The sequence below is a fragment of the Phocaeicola coprocola DSM 17136 genome (genome assembly GCF_000154845.1).
GTDB classification, from domain to species: Bacteria; Bacteroidota; Bacteroidia; order Bacteroidales; family Bacteroidaceae; genus Phocaeicola; species Phocaeicola coprocola.
In genome coordinates, this window is sequence record NZ_DS981511.1 from 1 (window position 1) to 20,070 (window position 20,070).

The 20,070-nt window shown below is 40.8% G+C and carries 15 protein-coding genes and 2 pseudogenes; 7 read left to right on the forward strand and 10 right to left on the reverse strand.

The genetic code is table 11. From position 1 onward, the window contains the following. The first annotated feature begins 128 nt into the window (after positions 1-128). Positions 129-644, forward strand: a complete 516-nt coding sequence (locus BACCOP_RS18150; RefSeq protein WP_007567395.1) for an ATP-binding protein — start codon at positions 129-131, stop codon at positions 642-644. Positions 645-708: 64 nt separating this feature from the next. Here BACCOP_RS18150 and BACCOP_RS18155 read toward each other — a convergent pair. The 8 genes and pseudogenes from BACCOP_RS18155 to BACCOP_RS18190 all read right to left on the reverse strand — a co-directional run. Then, a pseudogene (locus BACCOP_RS18155) lies at positions 709-969 on the reverse strand (hypothetical protein); the annotation flags it as partial. Continuing rightward, on the reverse strand, positions 969-1,868 hold the full coding sequence (locus BACCOP_RS18160; RefSeq protein WP_007571703.1) for a relaxase/mobilization nuclease domain-containing protein: 900 nt from the start codon (positions 1,866-1,868) through the stop codon (positions 969-971). The gene BACCOP_RS18160 and the pseudogene BACCOP_RS18155, both read right to left, overlap by 1 nt. Then, positions 1,852-2,220, reverse strand: a complete 369-nt coding sequence (locus BACCOP_RS18165) for a MobC family plasmid mobilization relaxosome protein (RefSeq protein WP_007571706.1) — start codon at positions 2,218-2,220, stop codon at positions 1,852-1,854. Before BACCOP_RS18165 ends, BACCOP_RS18160 begins: the two co-directional genes overlap by 17 nt. A gap of 102 nt (positions 2,221-2,322) precedes the next feature. Next, positions 2,323-4,122 (reverse strand): DUF3987 domain-containing protein, encoded by a 1,800-nt coding sequence (locus tag BACCOP_RS18170; protein ID WP_040312248.1) that lies wholly within the window; start codon positions 4,120-4,122, stop codon positions 2,323-2,325. Beyond that, a pseudogene (locus tag BACCOP_RS18175) lies at positions 4,073-4,670 on the reverse strand (BT4734/BF3469 family protein). Before BACCOP_RS18175 ends, BACCOP_RS18170 begins: the two are co-directional and overlap by 50 nt. Then, complete coding sequence (gene mads1, locus BACCOP_RS18180) at positions 4,667-5,020, reverse strand: methylation-associated defense system helix-turn-helix domain-containing protein MAD1 (RefSeq protein ID WP_007571711.1); 354 nt, start codon at positions 5,018-5,020, stop codon at positions 4,667-4,669. The pseudogene BACCOP_RS18175 and the gene mads1 overlap by 4 nt, the downstream one beginning before the upstream one ends. A 312-nt stretch (positions 5,021-5,332) precedes the next feature. Then, positions 5,333-6,595, reverse strand: a complete 1,263-nt coding sequence (locus BACCOP_RS18185) for a site-specific integrase (RefSeq protein WP_007571713.1) — start codon at positions 6,593-6,595, stop codon at positions 5,333-5,335. Then, on the reverse strand, positions 6,592-7,137 hold the full coding sequence (locus BACCOP_RS18190; protein WP_007571716.1) for a helix-turn-helix domain-containing protein: 546 nt from the start codon (positions 7,135-7,137) through the stop codon (positions 6,592-6,594). The genes BACCOP_RS18185 and BACCOP_RS18190 overlap by 4 nt, the downstream gene beginning before the upstream one ends. A gap of 541 nt (positions 7,138-7,678) precedes the next feature. On the opposite strand from BACCOP_RS18190, the gene BACCOP_RS18195 reads away from it, so the two are divergent. Beyond that, a complete protein-coding gene (locus BACCOP_RS18195) occupies positions 7,679-8,434 on the forward strand; it encodes a hypothetical protein (RefSeq protein ID WP_007571720.1) in 756 nt (251 codons plus the stop codon). 35 nt (positions 8,435-8,469) lie between these two features. Here the strand turns inward: BACCOP_RS18195 and BACCOP_RS18200 are convergent, their stop codons facing one another. Both BACCOP_RS18200 and BACCOP_RS18205 read right to left on the reverse strand, forming a co-directional pair. After that, complete coding sequence (locus tag BACCOP_RS18200; protein WP_040312250.1) at positions 8,470-11,367, reverse strand: TOTE conflict system archaeo-eukaryotic primase domain-containing protein; 2,898 nt, start codon at positions 11,365-11,367, stop codon at positions 8,470-8,472. A gap of 152 nt (positions 11,368-11,519) precedes the next feature. Then, complete coding sequence (locus BACCOP_RS18205; RefSeq protein WP_007565353.1) at positions 11,520-12,650, reverse strand: ISAs1 family transposase; 1,131 nt, start codon at positions 12,648-12,650, stop codon at positions 11,520-11,522. Positions 12,651-13,013: 363 nt separating this feature from the next. Between BACCOP_RS18205 and BACCOP_RS18210 the strand changes: the two genes are divergently transcribed. The 5 genes from BACCOP_RS18210 to BACCOP_RS18230 all read left to right on the forward strand — a co-directional run bounded on the left by BACCOP_RS18210 (position 13,014) and on the right by BACCOP_RS18230 (position 20,060). Then, positions 13,014-13,220, forward strand: coding sequence for a helix-turn-helix domain-containing protein (locus BACCOP_RS18210; protein WP_007571724.1), 207 nt, complete (start codon positions 13,014-13,016; stop codon positions 13,218-13,220). A 62-nt stretch (positions 13,221-13,282) separates the two neighbouring features. Then, complete coding sequence (locus tag BACCOP_RS18215) at positions 13,283-15,988, forward strand: type I restriction endonuclease subunit R (protein WP_007571726.1); 2,706 nt, start codon at positions 13,283-13,285, stop codon at positions 15,986-15,988. A 4-nt stretch (positions 15,989-15,992) separates the two neighbouring features. Beyond that, positions 15,993-17,426, forward strand: coding sequence for a type I restriction-modification system subunit M (locus BACCOP_RS18220; protein WP_007571728.1), 1,434 nt, complete (start codon positions 15,993-15,995; stop codon positions 17,424-17,426). Between the two features lie 5 nt (positions 17,427-17,431). Further along, positions 17,432-18,592, forward strand: coding sequence for a PDDEXK nuclease domain-containing protein (locus tag BACCOP_RS18225; protein WP_007571730.1), 1,161 nt, complete (start codon positions 17,432-17,434; stop codon positions 18,590-18,592). 61 nt (positions 18,593-18,653) lie between these two features. Continuing rightward, positions 18,654-20,060, forward strand: a complete 1,407-nt coding sequence (locus BACCOP_RS18230; protein ID WP_007571732.1) for a restriction endonuclease subunit S — start codon at positions 18,654-18,656, stop codon at positions 20,058-20,060. Positions 20,061-20,070 lie beyond the last annotated feature (10 nt).

Consider the following 20,070-nt stretch of genomic DNA (forward strand, 5'->3'; position numbering starts at 1 on the left):
GGAAGAAACACATCAGTTGGACAAGCTACCCTGCGTGAAGCATGCAGATCATGCTCAGTACGACGTGACACGAGAGGGACACGCATCCAGCGTCTATAAAGAATGCCGGCTTCCGTCTGAGAGCCTCGATGGAAGAACTTGAAACGGACACGGCAAGGGGCATACAGACCTGCTCTGCAGCCGACCTTGCAACCGGAAATTACATCACGGGCGGAATGACGGTCATCATTACCGGACCGGCAGGAACCGGGAAGTCCTACTTTGCCTGTGCCCTGGGTGACAGGGCATGCAGGAACGGCCGGAAGGTACTGTACTTCACGATGAACATGCTCATCGAGAACCTGAAGCTTGCACATCTGGAAGGACGGGAAACAAACTTCTTCCGGAAGCTGAACGCACATGACCTGCTGATTATCGATGACTTTGGGATGGTCAAGCTGGACGGCCAGATACAGCATGACTTTGAACAGATCATAGATGACCGGTACAACCGGAAGGCACTCATCCTGGCCAGCCAGCTTCCCGTTGCAGACTGGTATGATGTGTTCCAAAGCGAGCTCATTGCGGAAGCCTGTCTGGACAGAATCGTGCATAAGGCAATAAAATTTGACCTTAAAGGAGAGAGCCTAAGAAAGAAGTATTAACTTTGCCAACAACACTGAATACTAACTGGGGACTGAACGGATATCACCGGAAATGCTGAACGGGTATCCGCCGGAATATGCATGAAAATGGCAATGTATCCGGCTGTTGATTCCAAATGTGTTTCTTCACTACTGACAGTGCATCGTTCCAGCAAGTACAGAAGCTTTTGGCAACTCCATTATAAATGGTCTTTTCATCCAAATCCACCTTTATATGTTGCTCCGGTTGGTTTGGAGTTACATTCTGCCTATTAACGCATTCCTTCAATTCATTGATACTTTGACGCAAATTTGCGAGATTTGCTGCTACTACATCTTCTTTCATTATCTTCTACGTTTTGAAGGTTTATAAAAAGGTTCGTTTCTTTGTTTATCCTTATCTTTATCATCCCGCCATCCCTGTTCGTTACTGGTTCCTCCGCCAGCACTAGGAACAATTGTTTGATGAGGTTGCACTATAAGTTCTGTTGCCACATTACCCAATGTTGCACAAAGACGGTTAAAACTTAGATCTGAATCAAGTTTAGAACCGGCAATGCTAAATTCATCCATACAAAAGGATATACCACGAATATTATCAGAGTTTTCTGCACGATTAAAACGTACATCTATTCCCTTTTCTTTGAGCATACGGAAAAAGTCATGCCATGAGCGAGATGCTGCTAAAGCATCAAGAGTTGAGGAACGAAGATTATACTTACGTAATTGATGAGGGCGCAAACGACTCTTGTTTCTGGCTTTGCTATTTTTAGGAGCAAAGTACAGTCCATATTGTTTAGTCAAAGTCCGACATACTTTAGTATTACGTATTCTTTCGTTGCTGTCAGAGATAAGATTACCGTCATTGTCTATCCGATTGAACACCAAATGACAATGAGGATGTTTCGTGTCGTGATGCCGGGCTATGATATATTGAGTATTGCGAATCCCCATTTGTTCCATCCATTTCTTGGCAATCTCCACCATAAGTTTATCTCCTTCTTCATTATCGGGAAAACGGTTAATGTCCTGCGAAGAAAAAGCAAGTGATACGTGTTTCACCGGATTTTTTACTTTCGGACGCATGGACGCTTGTATCTGAAAAGAATCGGCTATGGTTTTATTACTGATGGCACAGACACCTTCGTGTGCTAAAAGTATGGCACATTTCTTCTTGTTCTTTTGGTCATTGGCGTAATTTACTATTCCTCCGAAATCTGCTCTTGTTTTAATCTTCGCTATCATGGCTATTGTTCTTTACTTGAGTGATAATTCTACCGACTTCTGATATGATTGAAAAGCATTGTTGTTTGACTGCTTCTAAACCATAAGTGTGCATCTGATGGGCAATCTGATTGACATTATTAGCGATGCCGGAAAGATCACGGATTGCCGATACCATTTCAGGACTGATACGTTGACAGATCTGACAATCCATTGCCGCCTGATGGCAAAATTCATTGACAGACAATCCTGCCTGTTCCGCTTTGGATTGGATATAGATATAGTCGTTCTCGGTAAACATTACCCGAAAACATTTGGTACGTTTCTGATAGTTCGCCAACTTAGGGCGACCGCCAAGTTTCTTCTCCTTCATATTTATCTTAACTTTCAATGTTCATGAATTGATTTTTTGAGAGTGGCTGTTCCATCCGCTTGCCGCATAGGTTTTAGTGACACTAAAACACAAACTTGCCACTCAAAAAATCTTCCTATATTTCCCCTGCTCTATTCGGCATAGCTTGCCATCTTTGATAAAGGCTTCTATCCACTTGTTTGCAGTACTTCCATTTTCACCCAAAGCTAAAACTGCCGCATCATAATCCTTCTTTGTGAAAGTATCGGGTAACATATTATAAAGGGTATTCCTTCGTGCATAAACGCCAGTCTCTTGCGAAGCGGTATAGAATCGTTTGGACTGATTTCCTGATAAATTCTGATAAATGAATACGGCATGATAAAGTAAGGTTTCGCACATATTCATGGCTATAGAATAGTCATGGCAAACCAATCGCTCTGCCCCGTCAAGTAAGGAAGAATTACGATGTACATTCTCCAAATTCCGGACAGCGGTCAACACCATCATTATACGATAAGCAATCAGTCCCATCCGTCTGACTACTCCCTGCATCTTGTTATCCACTTCGTCACAACACTCCTCATTCACACGACTGAGATATTCAATAAAGTGTTCCTGCAAATCGGAGGGAAGGGAAAAAGAATAATTTCCCTGCCGTACAAATTCCTCATGCAGATGGCAGAATTTATCTCCCAATAGTTTGAACATTGAATTTTTAGATTGAGAAATATCGCTTGTAGCAAACACATTTCTTATACCTCGCTTGAAGCGGATGATATAGAAACAAAAGCGACTCATCAATCCGTTCTCTGCATCAGGTATCAATCTTCTTACCTGTTCGGGAGTTCCAGCCAAAGCTACGGAAACTCTCGGATTGGCTACTTCACAATACTCCCTGTCCTTGCGCCGGCTCAAACTGACCAATTCATGATGGAATGCCTTTCGCAACACATCGGAATAATTGCCATAGTCCGACTTCAATGTTTGGCTTAACGTGTCGCCCTCCGACTCAAACAATAGTCCAACTCCGTCATTATCTCCCAATATCTTCAAGAAAGAGCTTGCGCTGCTATTGGCAGGAATGACAAGCATACGCATGGGCGGCTCGGCTGGCATAGTCATTCCATTATCTTTCTTACCTTTGATATAAGCATTCATCGCTTCTTTATATTCCTGTTCCAATCGCTTTGAGAGTTCATGTAAATTGCGATTAATGGGTACTACCAGTTCTCTGCATAGGGTCAATGCCCCTTTTCCCATGCCTGCATCTGCCACAACAAACAGATATAGATTCGGATAAACAATGCGTTCATCGTACACACCACAAACATTATAAAAGCAAACCGACAAACACACAATAGTTCCAATCAATATCGTGTCACGGTCATCCACCGAAATGGAATTGTTGACAATCTCATTTAGAAAAGGAGGAAGATGCTCAAACACACATTCAGGAAATGCAGGAAGTTCTTCCTCTGACTTTATCCATTTGCCCGTTTTGCCATTTTGGATATTTGGCAAAATGGATAAATGTTCTTTGTTGGATGGAGCCAATGAGATTCCGGCTTGATTTGCCAAATGGAAGAAAGAACGGATAGTAATACCTTGCCCTTTGGATTGCAGACAATGCGTATATTGTTTGTCTGTTTCTTCCCTTTGATAGGTAGGGTAAAACCTGCTGATGCGATGATAATACTCCCGTCCGTTCTCTCCCAATCCATCAACAAGTGCAAAGCCCAATTCCACCCAATCTTTATAGTTGGGTGCTATATCAATGCCACGTTGTTCTATCTCCCGAACAACACTTTCTACATCGTCTTTTACCTTATTATATATAGGAGCAATATCAGGCGTATGTATTTGCTGTATTTCAGAAGGGACATTCTCCCAATCTTGGGCGGAAAATATTTTCTTCGACATCATCTTTGTATTTAGGGTTAATATATGCTTGTGGGTCGTGGGGTAAAAAGCATGAACGAGCCACATCACTGCCGGACATATCCACTGATGGCAAACCTGTTGCTTTGATACAGTTGGCGACAGCCTTGAAGTATCGGGAATGTTCCCAGCCCTTCAAGTCAACAGGTATTATCCACTTCAATCCACTACCAGATGGGCTGACAAATAACAGTTCCGTATTGAAATACTCATGATTGAGTAATTGCTGTTTTAACTCCACGATATTCCACATGGTCGAAATCCAAACACATCAATCCTGAGTGCATAATCAGTTCCTTCTCATTCCGTTTGCGGAATAATCCCGAAAAAGTACAATAGTCGAAATGAGTGGCTTTGTATCTTTTGGATTCGGGAGAAGATCGCATCGAACGCAGAGACTCGGTTTGTGGTTGCGCATAATGCCCGATGACATAGCGATACACATCCACAATGCCTACCGCCCTTATCGGTTCGATGTTTTGAATGGGCTTGCGAAAGAACGAAAAGCAATAATCTGTCGTTCCCATCATCTGATAATCTTTTTAGATTCGACAAATCGTCTGGCTTCTTCCATTAAGTCGACTTGGGTCTTGTGCGATTTGTTCTTCAACCAATCGTCAATCTCCGATTGCAGGAAAGCCAAAGCCTTATTTATTTTATGTACGGGAATCTGTTTGGTAGATACCCATCCATAAACTGTCTGTTTGGCTGGATGTGATGGCAGATAAGCACAAAGTTCATCTATATCCATCCATTTGGGTGAATTACTTGCCTGCTCATGTTGCAAGGCATTTACTTTGGATTGTAGTACTTCTACGGACTCAATCAGGTAGGACAACGCATTTGGCATTTCCTCCAATGAATTTACTTTATAAGCCATTTTCTTCGTATTAAAGTTGATGCCGCAAAAGTATAGGGATGTTTATGAGTGCTAAATAGGTGCTTGAAAGCCACCAACAAGCCACTTATTTGCCACCGACGGATTTAATTTTCATTAACCTAAGGATTGGTTGAAAGAGATAATAAAATGGAGAAAAAACATTATTGACACTAATAATATCATCCCTGAGAACGCCTATACTACAAGATACCCCTCAAAAAGGCGATGCTTCATGAGGGGTAAACGGTGGTGAATTTATCGTTGATATTATATAAGTCGCTGGTGCTCAATGGTGGAAATATCCACTATAACCTATAAAGCCAAATTTTCTATATGCAGCGTATTGGCAGCTTTCTCTTTTTGTTCATTTACGATATGCGTATAAATCTGCGTGGTTTTGACGTTTGTATGTCCCATCAAAGACTTGATGGTATATATGTCAACACCATTTTCCAACAATAGCGAAGCGTAGCTATGCCTGCCGCAATGGAAGGTGATATGTTTCTTGATGCCGGATGCTTCTATCCAAGCTTTCAATGGACGGGAAATCCAAGAGGCATCTGTCAATCCCTCAAAAACGAGTGCTTCATCATTACTTGGGCGTTCACCACATAGCTGAAGGGCTTGTTGGATGACTGGCTTATAATCAGGTCGTTTTGTTTTTTGCTGAATCACAATCGCTTGCCATGTACCTTTGCTTGTCTGTTGAATCTGTTTCCATTTCAATGCCTGAATATCGCTATGTCGCAATCCGGTGAGAATAGAGAACAAGAACGCGCGTTTCAATACATCATCTTTACATGGGGTATCAACCAACATTTGCACTTCATTCATAGTAAGTGCAACACGAGGTGTCTCTATGTTTGTTATTCCTTTTACTTTTGCGCTGATGTCAACCGTCAGATATTCATCAACGAACGCCTGCTTCAATCCGGCTTTGAGGATGGAGAAATAGGTGGATGCCGTATTCTGTGAGATAGTTCCTTTCTTATTGCCTCCCATCGGGGCACGTAACAGGAACATTTTGATGTCTTCAAGTAGTTTTACGGAAATCGTCTTAAACGGGATCGGGTTACCTTGCGAATAGATTTTCAATAATTCTCCCACACGGGTCCAGTTGACAATGATTGAATTAGAGCTATTGGGATGCCGTTTGCTGATGATGCGATTGAAGTACTTGATAAAGTCCTGTTCGCTTCGTTCATTTTGTGCCGCGATTTCGTTTTCCTTATCAGTGTAGAGGACTGCACTGTCATATTCGTGTTGGCGTAACTTACGCACATTGTCGGCATAGATACAAGCCTCTTGGTCTATCGTTGAACGGCATTGGATGATTCCATTCAAATCACGCTTAGGCTTATAGTTGAATGTTCCATCCGGCAAGATACGTGCAATGGACGACTTGTCCCAAACAGGTGTGGATATAGTCCGGTTAATAGATTCCACCACACGGCTTGCCCGTTTAGAACCTCTCTTGTAAACCGGGTACGACTCTATAATCAGACACCACTCTTCTTTGTAATTCGACCTTCTGAGCTTGACGGTCACTTTGGTATTAGGTAATGCTTTCTTCATAACGACTTATATAATTTATCAATTTCAGATTTGGGAACATAAACATAATTACCAATTTGGCGTGTAGGAATAGAATGACGGCGTATGTGCTTAAAGACACTGCTGTCATTGATATGGAACTTTTTGGCAATCTCTCCGATAGTGTAACAGTCTTTGGGTTCAAAGGACAATGCTTCCTTTTTTCTCTTTCTACTGCCAGCCTTTGTTTTGAAGTGTTCATCCATATACTGCCGACTAAGGCGTGTCAGACGCTGACCAAAATTGTATGATGGTATCAAGCCCTTCCGTATCATACGATAAAGTACATCTTTGCTAATACCGTAAATCAGCATAGACTCTTTAACTGTCAGATACCCCTTGTTGGATGGTATTCGCCTGACTAATGCTTGACGTATTGCCTCTTTCTCTTTTGCGATTTGCCTTTTCTTGTATGCCCTCTTGGAACAAGTTGGACAACAATACTTTGACATCAATGTGGGAGGAGTAAAGATTTTACCACACTCCTCACAACTTCTTTGAATGGTGTAATTTCCTCTTGGCATATTCTTCTCGTTATAAATGGTTTATATCAATCTAAGTTGTACCTTATCGCCAAATAAGACGTGTCGCAAATATGTCGCAAATAAGAGATAAAAAAGCCCATAGAAAACGCATAGCAACCATGAACCCCATAAACGCAAAAAGCGTGCAACTCATTGAGCTGCACGCTTTTGCTTATTGTTTATTATTTGTTTACTTATCGGAATCATTTAACTTCCTCAAAGATAATCATTACTGAATATCAATACATTATATATTGCTTGGTACAGATATGATTACTTTGCTCCAGTTACTACATATTTAAGCCTTAGAAAAAGCAGAAAAACCGCCACAGGAAAACTTTAACTTAGTTTAACTATGCTATTTTGTGTGATTTCTGTTTTCTCTTGTTTTCAAATAGTCTTGGATATTTTCTCTTGTTATGGTTTTGCTTTCAAAAATCACTGATTACTATGTGATTGCAAAAATACACCTACGATTTGTCTATCGTTTTTTATGAAAATCTATTGTACCTTTGCATAGGGAAAATAAACAATAATAGGTATGAAGCAAAAACAAGATATACTTCACTCTCTGATAATCGAGGTTACTATGGTGCTATTAGCTTCAATGATAGCGTTTCAAGTATGCAATATGCTTGGAATACGAATGAGTTTGATTCCATTAGTTATGGTCATCGGATATGTCATACAAAAACTACTACACCATCTTTGCATTATCTTAGCAAGGTATCTTGTTGATGCAATTCCTCCATCATTGCTAATATCTGTCAAAAAGTGTGTGAGTAAAAAGACACAGCCTTTAGCGTATTCACCTACCTCAAACAATGAAGAAGTCCAGAAAAAGCGACTGGAGCTATTTCATTATGAATACCAACGTGAGCAACAACAATACCAATGGCAAAAAGAAAGAGAAGAAGATGAAAAATTGAATGCTATCCTGAGATACACACGAGATACATTTAAACGGTTTGATTTGGAGGAAATAGAGATTTACCAAATATGCGAATCTGTCCGCTATTTTGCAATTAACCGTCAAGTGCTTTCTGCAACCGAAATTCATATCAAGAAGCGCACGTCCCTCACTCAAATCTCGTTGAAGAACTTTGCTTGGAATATCGCTTTTCAATATAATATAGGTAGAGATATGACTACATCATTTGTAATGGCGACATTTGCAGAGTGGTTTGCCAATTCCACATTTGATACTGTTAGAAAGAATCTGCGTACAACCACAGGACGGCATAAGATTGAAATAGACGAAAATATTTTGGCAAAGTACAATGTGCAGACCCATTAGCAAAATTAAATTTATGCATGTTTCGCATAATAAGATTAGGCCAACCCCTTATCATATATGACATTCAATAGTTCGTTTGCTAGTTTGGTATCTGAAATTTTAATGATACTGTCTTCTTCTGTTGAATATCCAAGAACATTAACACTACCATACCAGATGGCCGTTTTATCAATGATACAGGCGCATAACGATAGTTTTGGAACAATCCTTATGAATAACCCTTGATTCTTTAGATACTCGGTTTGTTCGTTCTCGGTTGTTGTAAAAATAGCAACATCAATACCATTTGCCTGAAGTTCAAGCAAGTTTTTTATAAGCGCGTTCCGCTCTACACGGTAAAGTCTTGGAGATGATATTACAACAGATTGATTTGAGCTTTTCATTTCTTGAACAATGGGATAACGGAACGTATTCCCATTGAAGATTTGCCCTTCACACGATGATAAATGCAAGTCCTCAGTCGCATCAAATAAAGTCGATACTTCTTTCGTAAGAACACGATAACCAATGGCTGAATATCCCTTTAGCCGTTTACGATACATACTTTCGCACACAGGTTCGTGTATGTCAATATAATCATAAATGCGAACATCTGTTTTACCTTCATTCTCTCTATGCAATCGACCTGCATATTGGGCAACCAATCCTTTCCACGAAATAGGAAGAGCAAGAAATAGTGTATCAAGCCTTGGATAATCAAAGCCCTCTCCTACATATTTTCCTGTAGCGACTATTACAAGAGGAGCGTCCCGTGGAATATCCTGTAGTTTTTGTATAATTTCACGTTTATGTTTGCTCGTACCCTCTCCTGTAAGTTTTATAACATTAGCTACTTGTGGTTCAAGCATTTTCGTAATCAACTCGACATGAGAAGTTCTACTTGTCAGTATAATTGGTGTACGACCTGAGGCTACTGCGTTAAGAACATCTTCTATGATGAGATTATTTCGCATCTCAGATTCCGCAAGTGATTGTGAGAGTGCCGTAAATGTATGTTTGTCGTCTGTAACGGGTCGATACGAAGTAAACCTCGGCACAAGATAACGTTGAAACGATTGTTTTTGTATCTGTGCCTTAGCATCAACTGAAAATCGAATCGGGCCACATTGCATAAAAATAATTGGCTGTAGTCCGTCTTTGCGAATTGGAGTGGCAGTAAGCCCATAAACATAATGAGCCGTAACGTGTTTTAGAACATTTTCAAAAGTTATTGAAGATACATGATGACATTCATCAACAATAACCATTCCGTAATCTTGTACAAAAGACTTGACTTCACCATCTTCAAAGCAAGATTGCATAAGAGCCACATCAACAACTCCATGCAATGTATTTGAAGTTGAATCAAGACTTCCGACTGGAGAAAAGACTTTCTTTCTACCACGTTTCTTAGGTACGTTATCCTCTATGAAATCAATATCAAGAAATTCAGAAAGGCGTTCGTGCCATTGCATAAGCAATGCTTTAGAATGTACCAAGATAAGTGTATTTATCTTTCTTTGGGCAATCAATGCTGCCGCTGTAACAGTCTTTCCAAAAGCGGTTGTTGCCGACAATACTCCATTTGTATGGGGCATAAGTGAATTAATGGCTTCTAACTGCTCATCACGTTCTTTACCCTTAAAGGCTATCGCAATAGATTTGCCATGGTTGGTTTTATCAATTATTTCATAATCAATACTTAGAGAAGACAACATGGCTATTATAGCCTCTTCGCACCCCCGAGGCATAACAAGAAACTCATCATTGAAATCAGCGCGACAGATAATGCGAGGAATGTTATATGTTGAAATACGCATTGCCTGCTTACTGTAAAAATCAGGATTCTTGAAGGCGGCAAATCGCTTCAACTGATTAATCACCTTGCTGGAAATTGAACTTAATGGGATATAAATATTGTCGGATTTGTTGATTTTAAGTTTACTATCAAAGTCTGTCCGTGCGACTTCTTGTACAATAGGTATTTCCCAAGGCTTTGCTTCCGAAGATGTGGCTAATGCTCCAAAATCCTCTTGTTGATGTTCAACCAACAATCTATCCACGACACATTCGTCAATTCTCTTGACATTGTACAAATATGCCCATTGGTCTTTGAATGGAAGAAATTTATCATCAACAAAAACGCTGTTTCCCACTTTTCTTGCTCCACCTTGTAATGGTAGTGCTATTAGATTTCCAAATCCTCCTTCCGGTATTCTATCTTGGTTTGGAAAGAAACGGTCGTATGAATCAAAAGAAATTCTTCCATTCCGCTTCATAGCTTCCGTAAGAATGATATTACCAAACCGTCTCACTTTAATAGCTGGAATCGCATCAGTGAAGAAGACCCATACATGTGCTCCATTTCCAGACCTTGAACGCTCAATGCTACATGGGACATTCCAATCTCGACAAACAGAAACGAATGCCAACACATCATCCTTATATCCGTGAGTGCAGTTTTTGTCATCAAAATCAGCGCACAGAAAAGAGCATTTATTATCCGGAGTAATGACATACAGGCCGATAACATCACATCCGTTTTCGTCTTTACCTTCCAAATGACGATATATGTCTTGGTTTGTCAATGACGCAAAATTACGGTTGGGACATTCCGTACATTTATGTTTTTTCTTGTCGCATATTCCTCTACGCCATTCGTTGATACAGACTGGTTGATAGCCACCTTTTTCTGTGGTTTTGCTGAACCATCGTCGTGCAAATACATCATCCCTTCCTTTGAAAAAGCTATGGAATAATTCTATTTTCTCATCAAGAGAGAAATATACAGGAGGAAATGAGATAGAAGAGAATACTGATTCCTCATCCATTCTGTTTGTAGTAGAATAGGCAATGCCGTATTGCCGAAGGATTGATTTCAATTCTTCGTTTTCCGCAAGAAGGCTGTCGTATTTTCTGACAAGTGTGTCGTATTTCTCCTTAAAGTTATCCATCATACGCTTAGAGATTCTTTTGACACTCACGGCTCTTTCATTTAAGCTTAGATAAAGGCACATAATTCCCCCACCCACTTCTTATGGGAAGTAGGGATTTTGTTATGATTGATACCCAAAACGTTACGAATCCTCTGAAATTACAAATTATCTCATTTTTGATCCAGCATATGTATCATTGCGGTAAAGTCCAAAGAAAGTTCTCTAATAAGTTCGGCCGTTCCCTTAGCCTTGTCGGAGAGCTTTTTCCTTTTACCTTTCCATATAGAAAGTATTGCCAGTACTATCCTCTGTATCGTGTCAAGGTTTCTGGCGGACCTTGCACTATTCCGCCTGATGAAGTCCTGCCTCAGGTTGCGGTCAAGGTCCCAGTGCATGCTTTCTATTGCCCAATGCATTCTGGCTATTGTACTCAGCCGCCTGGCACTTCCGTGAAAACTGGAGACATAGAACCTCCTCTCGGAAGATTTCTGACCATCAGATTTTCTCTCCGTTGCAGTCCGTATTTCGACAACCGTCAGATTTCCATTCCACTTTTTCCTGTCCGTAATCAGGTCATTTCCACGAAAGATACGGCATACTCTGGTCTCTATTCTGCCATGTTCAAGAAAAGGGCCTTCCGAATATACATCCACAGGCTCTGCAAGTTCGACATTGTCCTCAACCCCATATCGCAGAGTTCTCTGGTTTGCCTTCAGCTCGATAAGGAAATCACCGCCTTTTTCCCGGATTTTATCTATGATGGCTTTCTGGAAGGACATGGCGTCTGCCGTAACTATGCATCCTGACACATCCACCTTGTCCAACAGTTTGGGTACGGAAGTTATCTCGTTGCTTTTTTCTTCACACATGTCCGTGGCAAGGGTGAAACCTCCTTCAAGGGAATAGGCGGATACGATGTCGGGGGTGCGTCCGTTTTCAAGTACCGTCCCTCTCATTGCCTTGCCGTCAATACAGAGGATGTCTCCGGCACAACCGACAAGCTCATCATGGAAGGTGGAGGTAAATTCAGACATCCGCTCAGACATGGCTTCATCATCAATATGTTTGAATATACGGCAGAGCGTAGGTTCAGAAGGCACACCGTCCAACAAAATTCCTAAAGAGCGGAAGCGTTTCAGATTACGCTCGCCGAATCTGATTATATCCGGTCTTGTCATACACTTGCCCAGCCGTCCGAGTATTACAAGGAGAAGAATATCTTCCAGCTTGTATTTGTAGTTTCCCTTGTCTGTCCTGCGGTAATCCGGCACTGATTTCACAAATTCTTTCAGATGTTTCATTATGCTGCCACGACGGCAGAATGCATGTTTCTTTTTTATATATTAGACATGCAAAATGTTGCATATCAGCAAAATAAATCTTATTTTCGCATAGCGAAAATTAAGGCGGAAATCAAAAAACGACCTCTGTCGCATTTGATTTCCGCCTACAAAAATAATTTTATATGAACGATAAAAAGAAACACCGGAAGCGGTGCTTCCTGCATCGCTGTGCGCAAAAATAATGGTTTTTCGGAGAATAACAAGGATTATAGAGGTTGTTTTAAATGAAAGAGCCGTGGTTGACACTTACAAAAATACGAAAAAGGACCCAGACTATTGAATATAATTCACTATATTTGCAGAATAAAATTACATCTAAGAATGAAGCTAAATAGAATAAAGGCAGTCTTGACAGACAAAGGTATCTCGCAGACATGGCTAGCCAAACAACTTGACAAAAGTTTTAGCATGGTTAATGCCTATGCTTGTAATAGAATCCAGCCCAATTTGGATACGTTACAGCAGATTGCGGAAATACTTCAAGTGGATTTAAAAGAATTGATAACGGACAAAAACGAACGTCAATAGCGTTTGTCGTTATCAATTATTTTTACACTACAACTTCTGATAATATAAAAATATAGGAATATATGACACCGGAAGAAAAAGCTCGAATTAAAATTGACCAATGGCTGACCGAAGCCGGTTGGAAAGTTATAAACCGAGAAGAATATGAACCGACTTGTACGGCTGTAGCCATAAGGGAAGGATTGCTAAAAGGTAATCTTGAAGCCGATTATTTCCTTTTTATAAATGGAAAGGCTGTTGGTGTGCTTGAAGCCAAGCGTGAAGAAACGGACGCTTTCTCGGCAAAAGTGTGTGAGCAAGCTGCACTATATGCTAAAAGTGTACCCAATATCTACCAAACGTATCAGAAGCCATTACCCTTTATCTTTACCTCCAACGGCAAGGAATTATATTTCTGTGATTTTCGCGAAAAGGATGCTTGTTTCATCCAAATAATGACTATACCCACACCGCACGAACTGGTTAAGAAGTTGGGAATAAATGATTATTTTGCCGGACTACCTACTCTGCGCAAAAAAGGGTTGCGTAATTGCCAATATGAAGCCGTTACAGAACTGGAGAAAAGTTTTCGCACAGGTCAAAATCGTGCATTGATGGTTCTTGCCACAGGTGCAGGTAAAACATATACGGCTTGCCTTGCTGCATATCGTATGTTGTCATACACTCCTATGCGCAGAATCTTGTTCCTTGTGGATAGGAACAATCTTGGAAAACAAGCTGAAGGAGAGTTTGGCACATTCCGATTGACTGAAAACGGTGATGCTTTCAACACAATATTCACTGTCAACCGTCTTCGTTCTGCTTCCATTCCTGCTGATAGCAATGTAGTTATATCAACCATACAACGCCTTTTCTCTTTCTTGAAAGGAGAAGCCATAGAAGATACGGATGATGATGACGACAACGAACTAACGGAAGAAGTCGCCTTGCCTGATAATCCGAATTTGCCCCACGATTACTTTGACATGATTATCATAGATGAGTGCCACCGCTCTATCTATGGAAACTGGCGCAAGGTACTCGAATACTTTGACACGGCAAAACTAGTGGGACTGACGGCAACCCCTATTCCAGAAACAATAGCATTCTTCAATAACAATCGTATCGTCAACTATACTTTGGAAAAGAGTATTGTGGACGGTGTAAATGTGGATTGCCGTGTATATCGCATCAAGACAGAAGCTACCGAAAACGGTGGAGCTATATTGGAAGGAGAAAAAGTAAAAGAGGAGACTCGCTATACAGGAGAGATAAAAACAATCAGCAACAAAGAGACAAAGACCTACACCAATAAAGAACTGAACCGAAGCATTATCAACCCGGCACAAATCAAACTAATACTCTCCACTTATCGTGATGCGGTCTATACCGAGATGTTCAACGACCCACAGCGTGAACCAAATATGGACTATCTGCCCAAGACTTTGATATTTGCTCTCAACGAAGCCCATGCCACCAACATAGTGCAGATAGCGAAAGAAGTGTTTGGACGTACTGATGACCGTTTCGTTCAGAAAATCACTTATTCGGCAGGAGATAGCAATGAACTGATACGACAATTCCGAAACGATAAGGATTTCCGTATTGCCGTGACTTGCACATTGGTTGCAACAGGTACGGACGTAAAACCGCTGGAGGTGGTGATGTTTATGCGTGATGTAGAGTCCCAATCTCTTTATGTTCAGATGAAAGGTCGTGGCGTGCGTACCATCGGAGATGAGCAGCTACGCAATGTTACTCCAAATGCCTTTAGCAAGGATTGCTTTTACTTGGTGGATGCTGTGGGTGTTACAGAACACGAAAAGACTGTCCCTACAGCAACTGATGAGCCTACGACAAAGACCATTACCCTCAAAGAATTATTGGAACGGATTAGTCATGGTTATATCCCCGATGAATATCTGAAACGGCTTGCAGCAACACTTGCCCGAATCTATAACAGAGCTGATAATTCTCAACGAAAAGAGTTTGAGAACTTGGCTCACGGTGATATGAAGGAATTGTCGGCAAGAATCTACACTGCGCTTGAAAACGACACACTTCCTCCTTTTATAAATGCAAATGAACCCAATAGCGAACGCAAAGGATTGGTTTCTCCACTTGCAAATCATGCGGATGCCAGAAGATATTTGCTTATCCTTGCTGCCGGATTTGTCAATACATTGATGCCGGGCGAGGACACGCTTATCTCAAAAGGTTTCTCCGTAGAAGAAGCAAAAAGTACGACGGAGGCATTCGAGGAGTTCTGCAAAGAACATAGTGACGAGATAGAAGCTTTACGCATTATATATAATAATGAAGGAGAGCCAATCACTTATTCAATGTTGAAGGACTTGGAGAATAAACTCAAAATGGCGAATAACCATTTTACGTCCAAACAACTTTGGAACTCCTATGCCATAGTCAATCCAGCGGTTGTAAGACGTTCCACAACAAAGGAAGAAAGTGATGCCCTGACCAATATCATACAGTTGGTTCGTTTCGCTTACCATCAGATTGAAAAATTGGATAGCGTGGTTACCACCTCCAAGCAATACTTCAACTTGTGGCTGGGACAAACGCAACGTAACATAACAGACAAACAGCGAGAAGTAATCAGCCGCATTGTAGATTATATTGCATCCAATGGAGCTTGCACTATTAGAGACATCCGAGAGGACGATGCAACCCAAGCGGCTCAAATGATACGAGCCTTTGGTAATATGCAGAAGGCAGACGAGGCTTTGCACTCACTTTACACATTTGTAGTTTTAAGAAAATCAGCATAATATAATGGCAACAAATAACGCAACAGAGCAGTCGCTCACAAAAAAGGTTTGGAATTTGGCAACAACCCTTGCCGGACAAGGCATCGGCTTCACCGACTATATCACCCAACTGACCTATCTTCTGCTTTTGAAGATGGATGCCGAGAATGTAGAAATGTTTGGAGAGGAATCAGCTATACCCACCGGTTATCAGTGGATGGACTTAATCTCTCTTGACGGATTGGATCTGGTCAAGCAGTATGAAGATACGCTAAAGCAGCTCAGCGAACAAGAAAACCTAATTGGCACAATTTATACCAAAGCCCAAAACAAGATTGACAAGCCCGTTTATCTCAAAAAGGTTATCTCGATGATTGATGAAGAGCAGTGGCTCATCATGGATGGAGATGTAAAGGGTGCTATCTATGAAAGCATTTTGGAGAAGAATGGTCAGGATAAGAAGAGCGGAGCCGGGCAATACTTTACGCCTCGTCCATTGATTAAGGCAATGGTAGATTGCATCGCTCCACAAATGGGCGAAACGGTTTGTGATCCGGCTTGTGGTACTGGAGGTTTCCTGCTGACGGCATACGACTATATGAAAGATCAATCCGCCAACAAGGAAAAGCGTGACTTTCTGCGTAACAAAGCTTTGCATGGAGTAGACAATACACCATTAGTTGTAACGCTTGCTTCCATGAACCTCTATCTGCATGGTGTCGGTACAGACCGAAGCCCGATTGTATGCGAGGATTCTTTGGAGAAAGAGCCTTCCACGCTTGTTGATGTGATTCTTGCCAACCCTCCTTTCGGCACTCGTCCGGCAGGTTCGGTAGATATTAACCGTCCCGATTTCTATGTCGAGACAAAGAATAACCAGTTGAATTTCCTCCAGCACATGATGCTGATGCTCAAAACAGGAGGACGTGCTGCGGTGGTATTACCCGATAATGTTCTTTTTGAAGCCGGAGCAGGTGAAACTATCCGCAAACGCTTGTTACAGGATTTCAATCTTCACACCATCCTGCGCCTACCCACCGGTATTTTCTATGCTCAGGGAGTGAAAGCCAACGTATTGTTCTTTACAAAGGGGCAACCCACTAAAGAGGTTTGGTTCTATGACTATCGTACCGATGTGAAGCACACTTTGGCAACCAATAAATTGGAACGACATCACTTGGATGATTTCATTTCCTGCTACAATTCCGGTAACTTAGCCGAACGAAAAGAAACATACGATGCCGAGAATAATCCACAAGGGCGTTGGCGCAAATATGCTGTGGACGAACTATTGGCTCGCGACAAAACCAGTCTCGACATCACTTGGATTCGTCAAGGTGGCGAAGTGGACGACCGCTCATTATCGGAACTAATGGATGAGATAAAGGAGAAAAGCGATACTATCAGCAATGCCGTGGCAGAGCTGCAAAAGTTATTGGTAAATATAGAGGAGGACTAAATTTTATGGGCAAAGACATCATCACAAACAATCAAGAAATAAACAACTTGTTTCAAAAAGTTGTTGACCTTATCACTCAGGCAAGGAAACGTGTGGCGACAACAGTCAATATCGCTGAAGTCTATACAAAATTCCATATTGGCCAATATATAGTAGAATATGAACAAAAGGGAGAGATTAGAGCTGAATACGGAAAGACTGTACTGAAAGAACTCTCTAAACGTCTGACTGACAGATTAGGAGACGGTTGGGGATATTCAACTTTAAAAAACATCAAACAGTTCTATTTAGTTTATGCGAAAAGGCTAAACACTGTCGAGCCAATTGAAAACAGCAAACTTAGGTTGCAAAATGAGGAAAGGAAATACGATCAAGATTTAGTGCAGGATAAAAAGGACAAACACTGTTTAGCCTTTTCAGAAGAATCATTTACTCTTTCGTGGTCACACTATCTAATATTGATGCGTATAACAGACCCAATGGCTCGAAGATTCTATGAAATTGAGTGCCGACAACAAGATTGGAGTGTGCGACAACTCAGCCGGCAAGTGGCATCTTCGCTTTACGAACGTCTTGCGCTCTCACGTAACAAAGACGAGGTGATGCGGTTGGCACAGGAGGGACAAACCCTTGAAAAGCCATCTGACATTATCAAGAACCCCATTACATTAGAGTTTCTTGGTCTAAAGCCTGATGCTGTATACTCGGAAACTAAACTAGAGAATGCCATTATCAGCAAGATGCAGCAATTCCTATTGGAACTTGGCAAGGGATTTCTTTTTGAGGCTCGTCAAAAGAGATTTACATTTGATGAACAACATTTCTATGTTGACTTAGTGTTCTACAATCGCTTGCTACAATGTTATGTGCTTATAGACTTGAAGATAGAGAGACTTACCCATCAAGACTTAGGACAGATGCAGATGTATGTCAATTATTACGATCGCCACGTCAAACAAGATTTTGAAAAGCCGACAATTGGCATCCTGCTGTGTAAGGAGAAAAACGATGCACTTGTGGAACTTACCTTACCCAAAGATGCCAATATATACGCCTCGGCATATCAGCTCTATCTCCCTAACAAAGCTCTATTGCAGGCCAAGGTAAAGGAGTGGATTGAAGAGTTTGAAGAGAGTGAAGAAGAGAAACAAATAAACAAAAACTAATTGTGCAGCCAAGAACTGCACAAACTGTCCAACCAAAAATTGGACAAATAGATTAACTGGTATGGATACTAAGAAATTACGTCAAAAGATACTCGACCTTGCCATTCATGGTAAACTCGTCCCTCAAGACCCGAATGATGAGCCTGCATCTGTTCTCCTTGAACGTATCAAGGCAGAAAAGGAGCGACTGATAAAAGAGGGTAAAATTAAAAAGAGCAAAAAGTCTACAAAGGCTTCTGATACGCCCCATTATGAGAATGTACCGTTTGAGGTGCCGGAATCGTGGGTGTGGTGTAAATTCCAAGATTGCATGGATGTTCGTGACGGAACTCATGATTCACCTAAATATACTCAAGAAGGCTACCCTTTAATCACTAGTAAAGATTTTAAGAACGGACAATTTGACTTTTCAAAAACCAGATATATCTCAGAAGTAGATTATAAAAATATTATCAAACGCTCAAAAGTTGATATTGGAGACATATTGTACTCTATGATAGGAGGAAATATCGGAAGTATGATTTACATACAGCATGATAATTATTTTGACATGGCAATAAAAAATGTTGCTCTTTTTAAGCCTTATCAAAATAGCGACATTAGTACAAAATATATCGCTTATTTCTTAGAATCAAAAATAAAAGAGTATCAAGCAATAGCTATTGGTGGTGCGCAACCTTTTGTTGGATTAGATATTTTTAGGAACACTCTTGTACCATTACCTCCACTTGCAGAGCAACATCGCATTATAACAGAAATAGAGAAATGGCTTGCTTTGATAGACCAAATAGAACAAGGCAAAGTCGACTTACAGACCATCATCAAACAAACCAAAAGTAAAATTCTTGACCTTGCCATTCACGGAAAGCTCGTACCGCAAGACCCGAACGACGAGCCAGCCATTAAACTCTTGAAACGCATAAATCCCGACTTCACACCTTGTGATAACGGGCATAGTAGGAAGTTACCACAAGGATGGGCGTATTGTCAACTTAGTAATGTACTTAAAATCACAATGGGGCAATCCCCTAAAGGAGATTCATTAAATAATAAAAGAGGTATAGAATTTCATCAAGGGAAAATATGTTTTTCAGATAAATTTCTTTTAGAGTCTGGTATATTTACAAATGAGCCCACAAAAATAGCAGAACCTAATTCCATCTTATTATGTGTTCGAGCCCCAGTTGGAGTTGTGAATATAACAAAAAATCAAATATGTATTGGGCGTGGATTATGTGCTTTAACCCCTTTTGAAGGTAATGTGGATTTTTATTTCTATTTACTTCAAACCTTGCAAGATAGCTTTGATAATCAATCAACAGGGACTACGTTTAAAGCAATATCAGGAGAGATAATAAGAAATGAGAATATTATTTTACCGCCTCTTGCAGAGCAACAACGCATAGTTCAAAAAATAGAAGAATTATTTCATGTCTTTGACAACATTCAAAACGCCTTAGAAGTGTAATCCAATACAC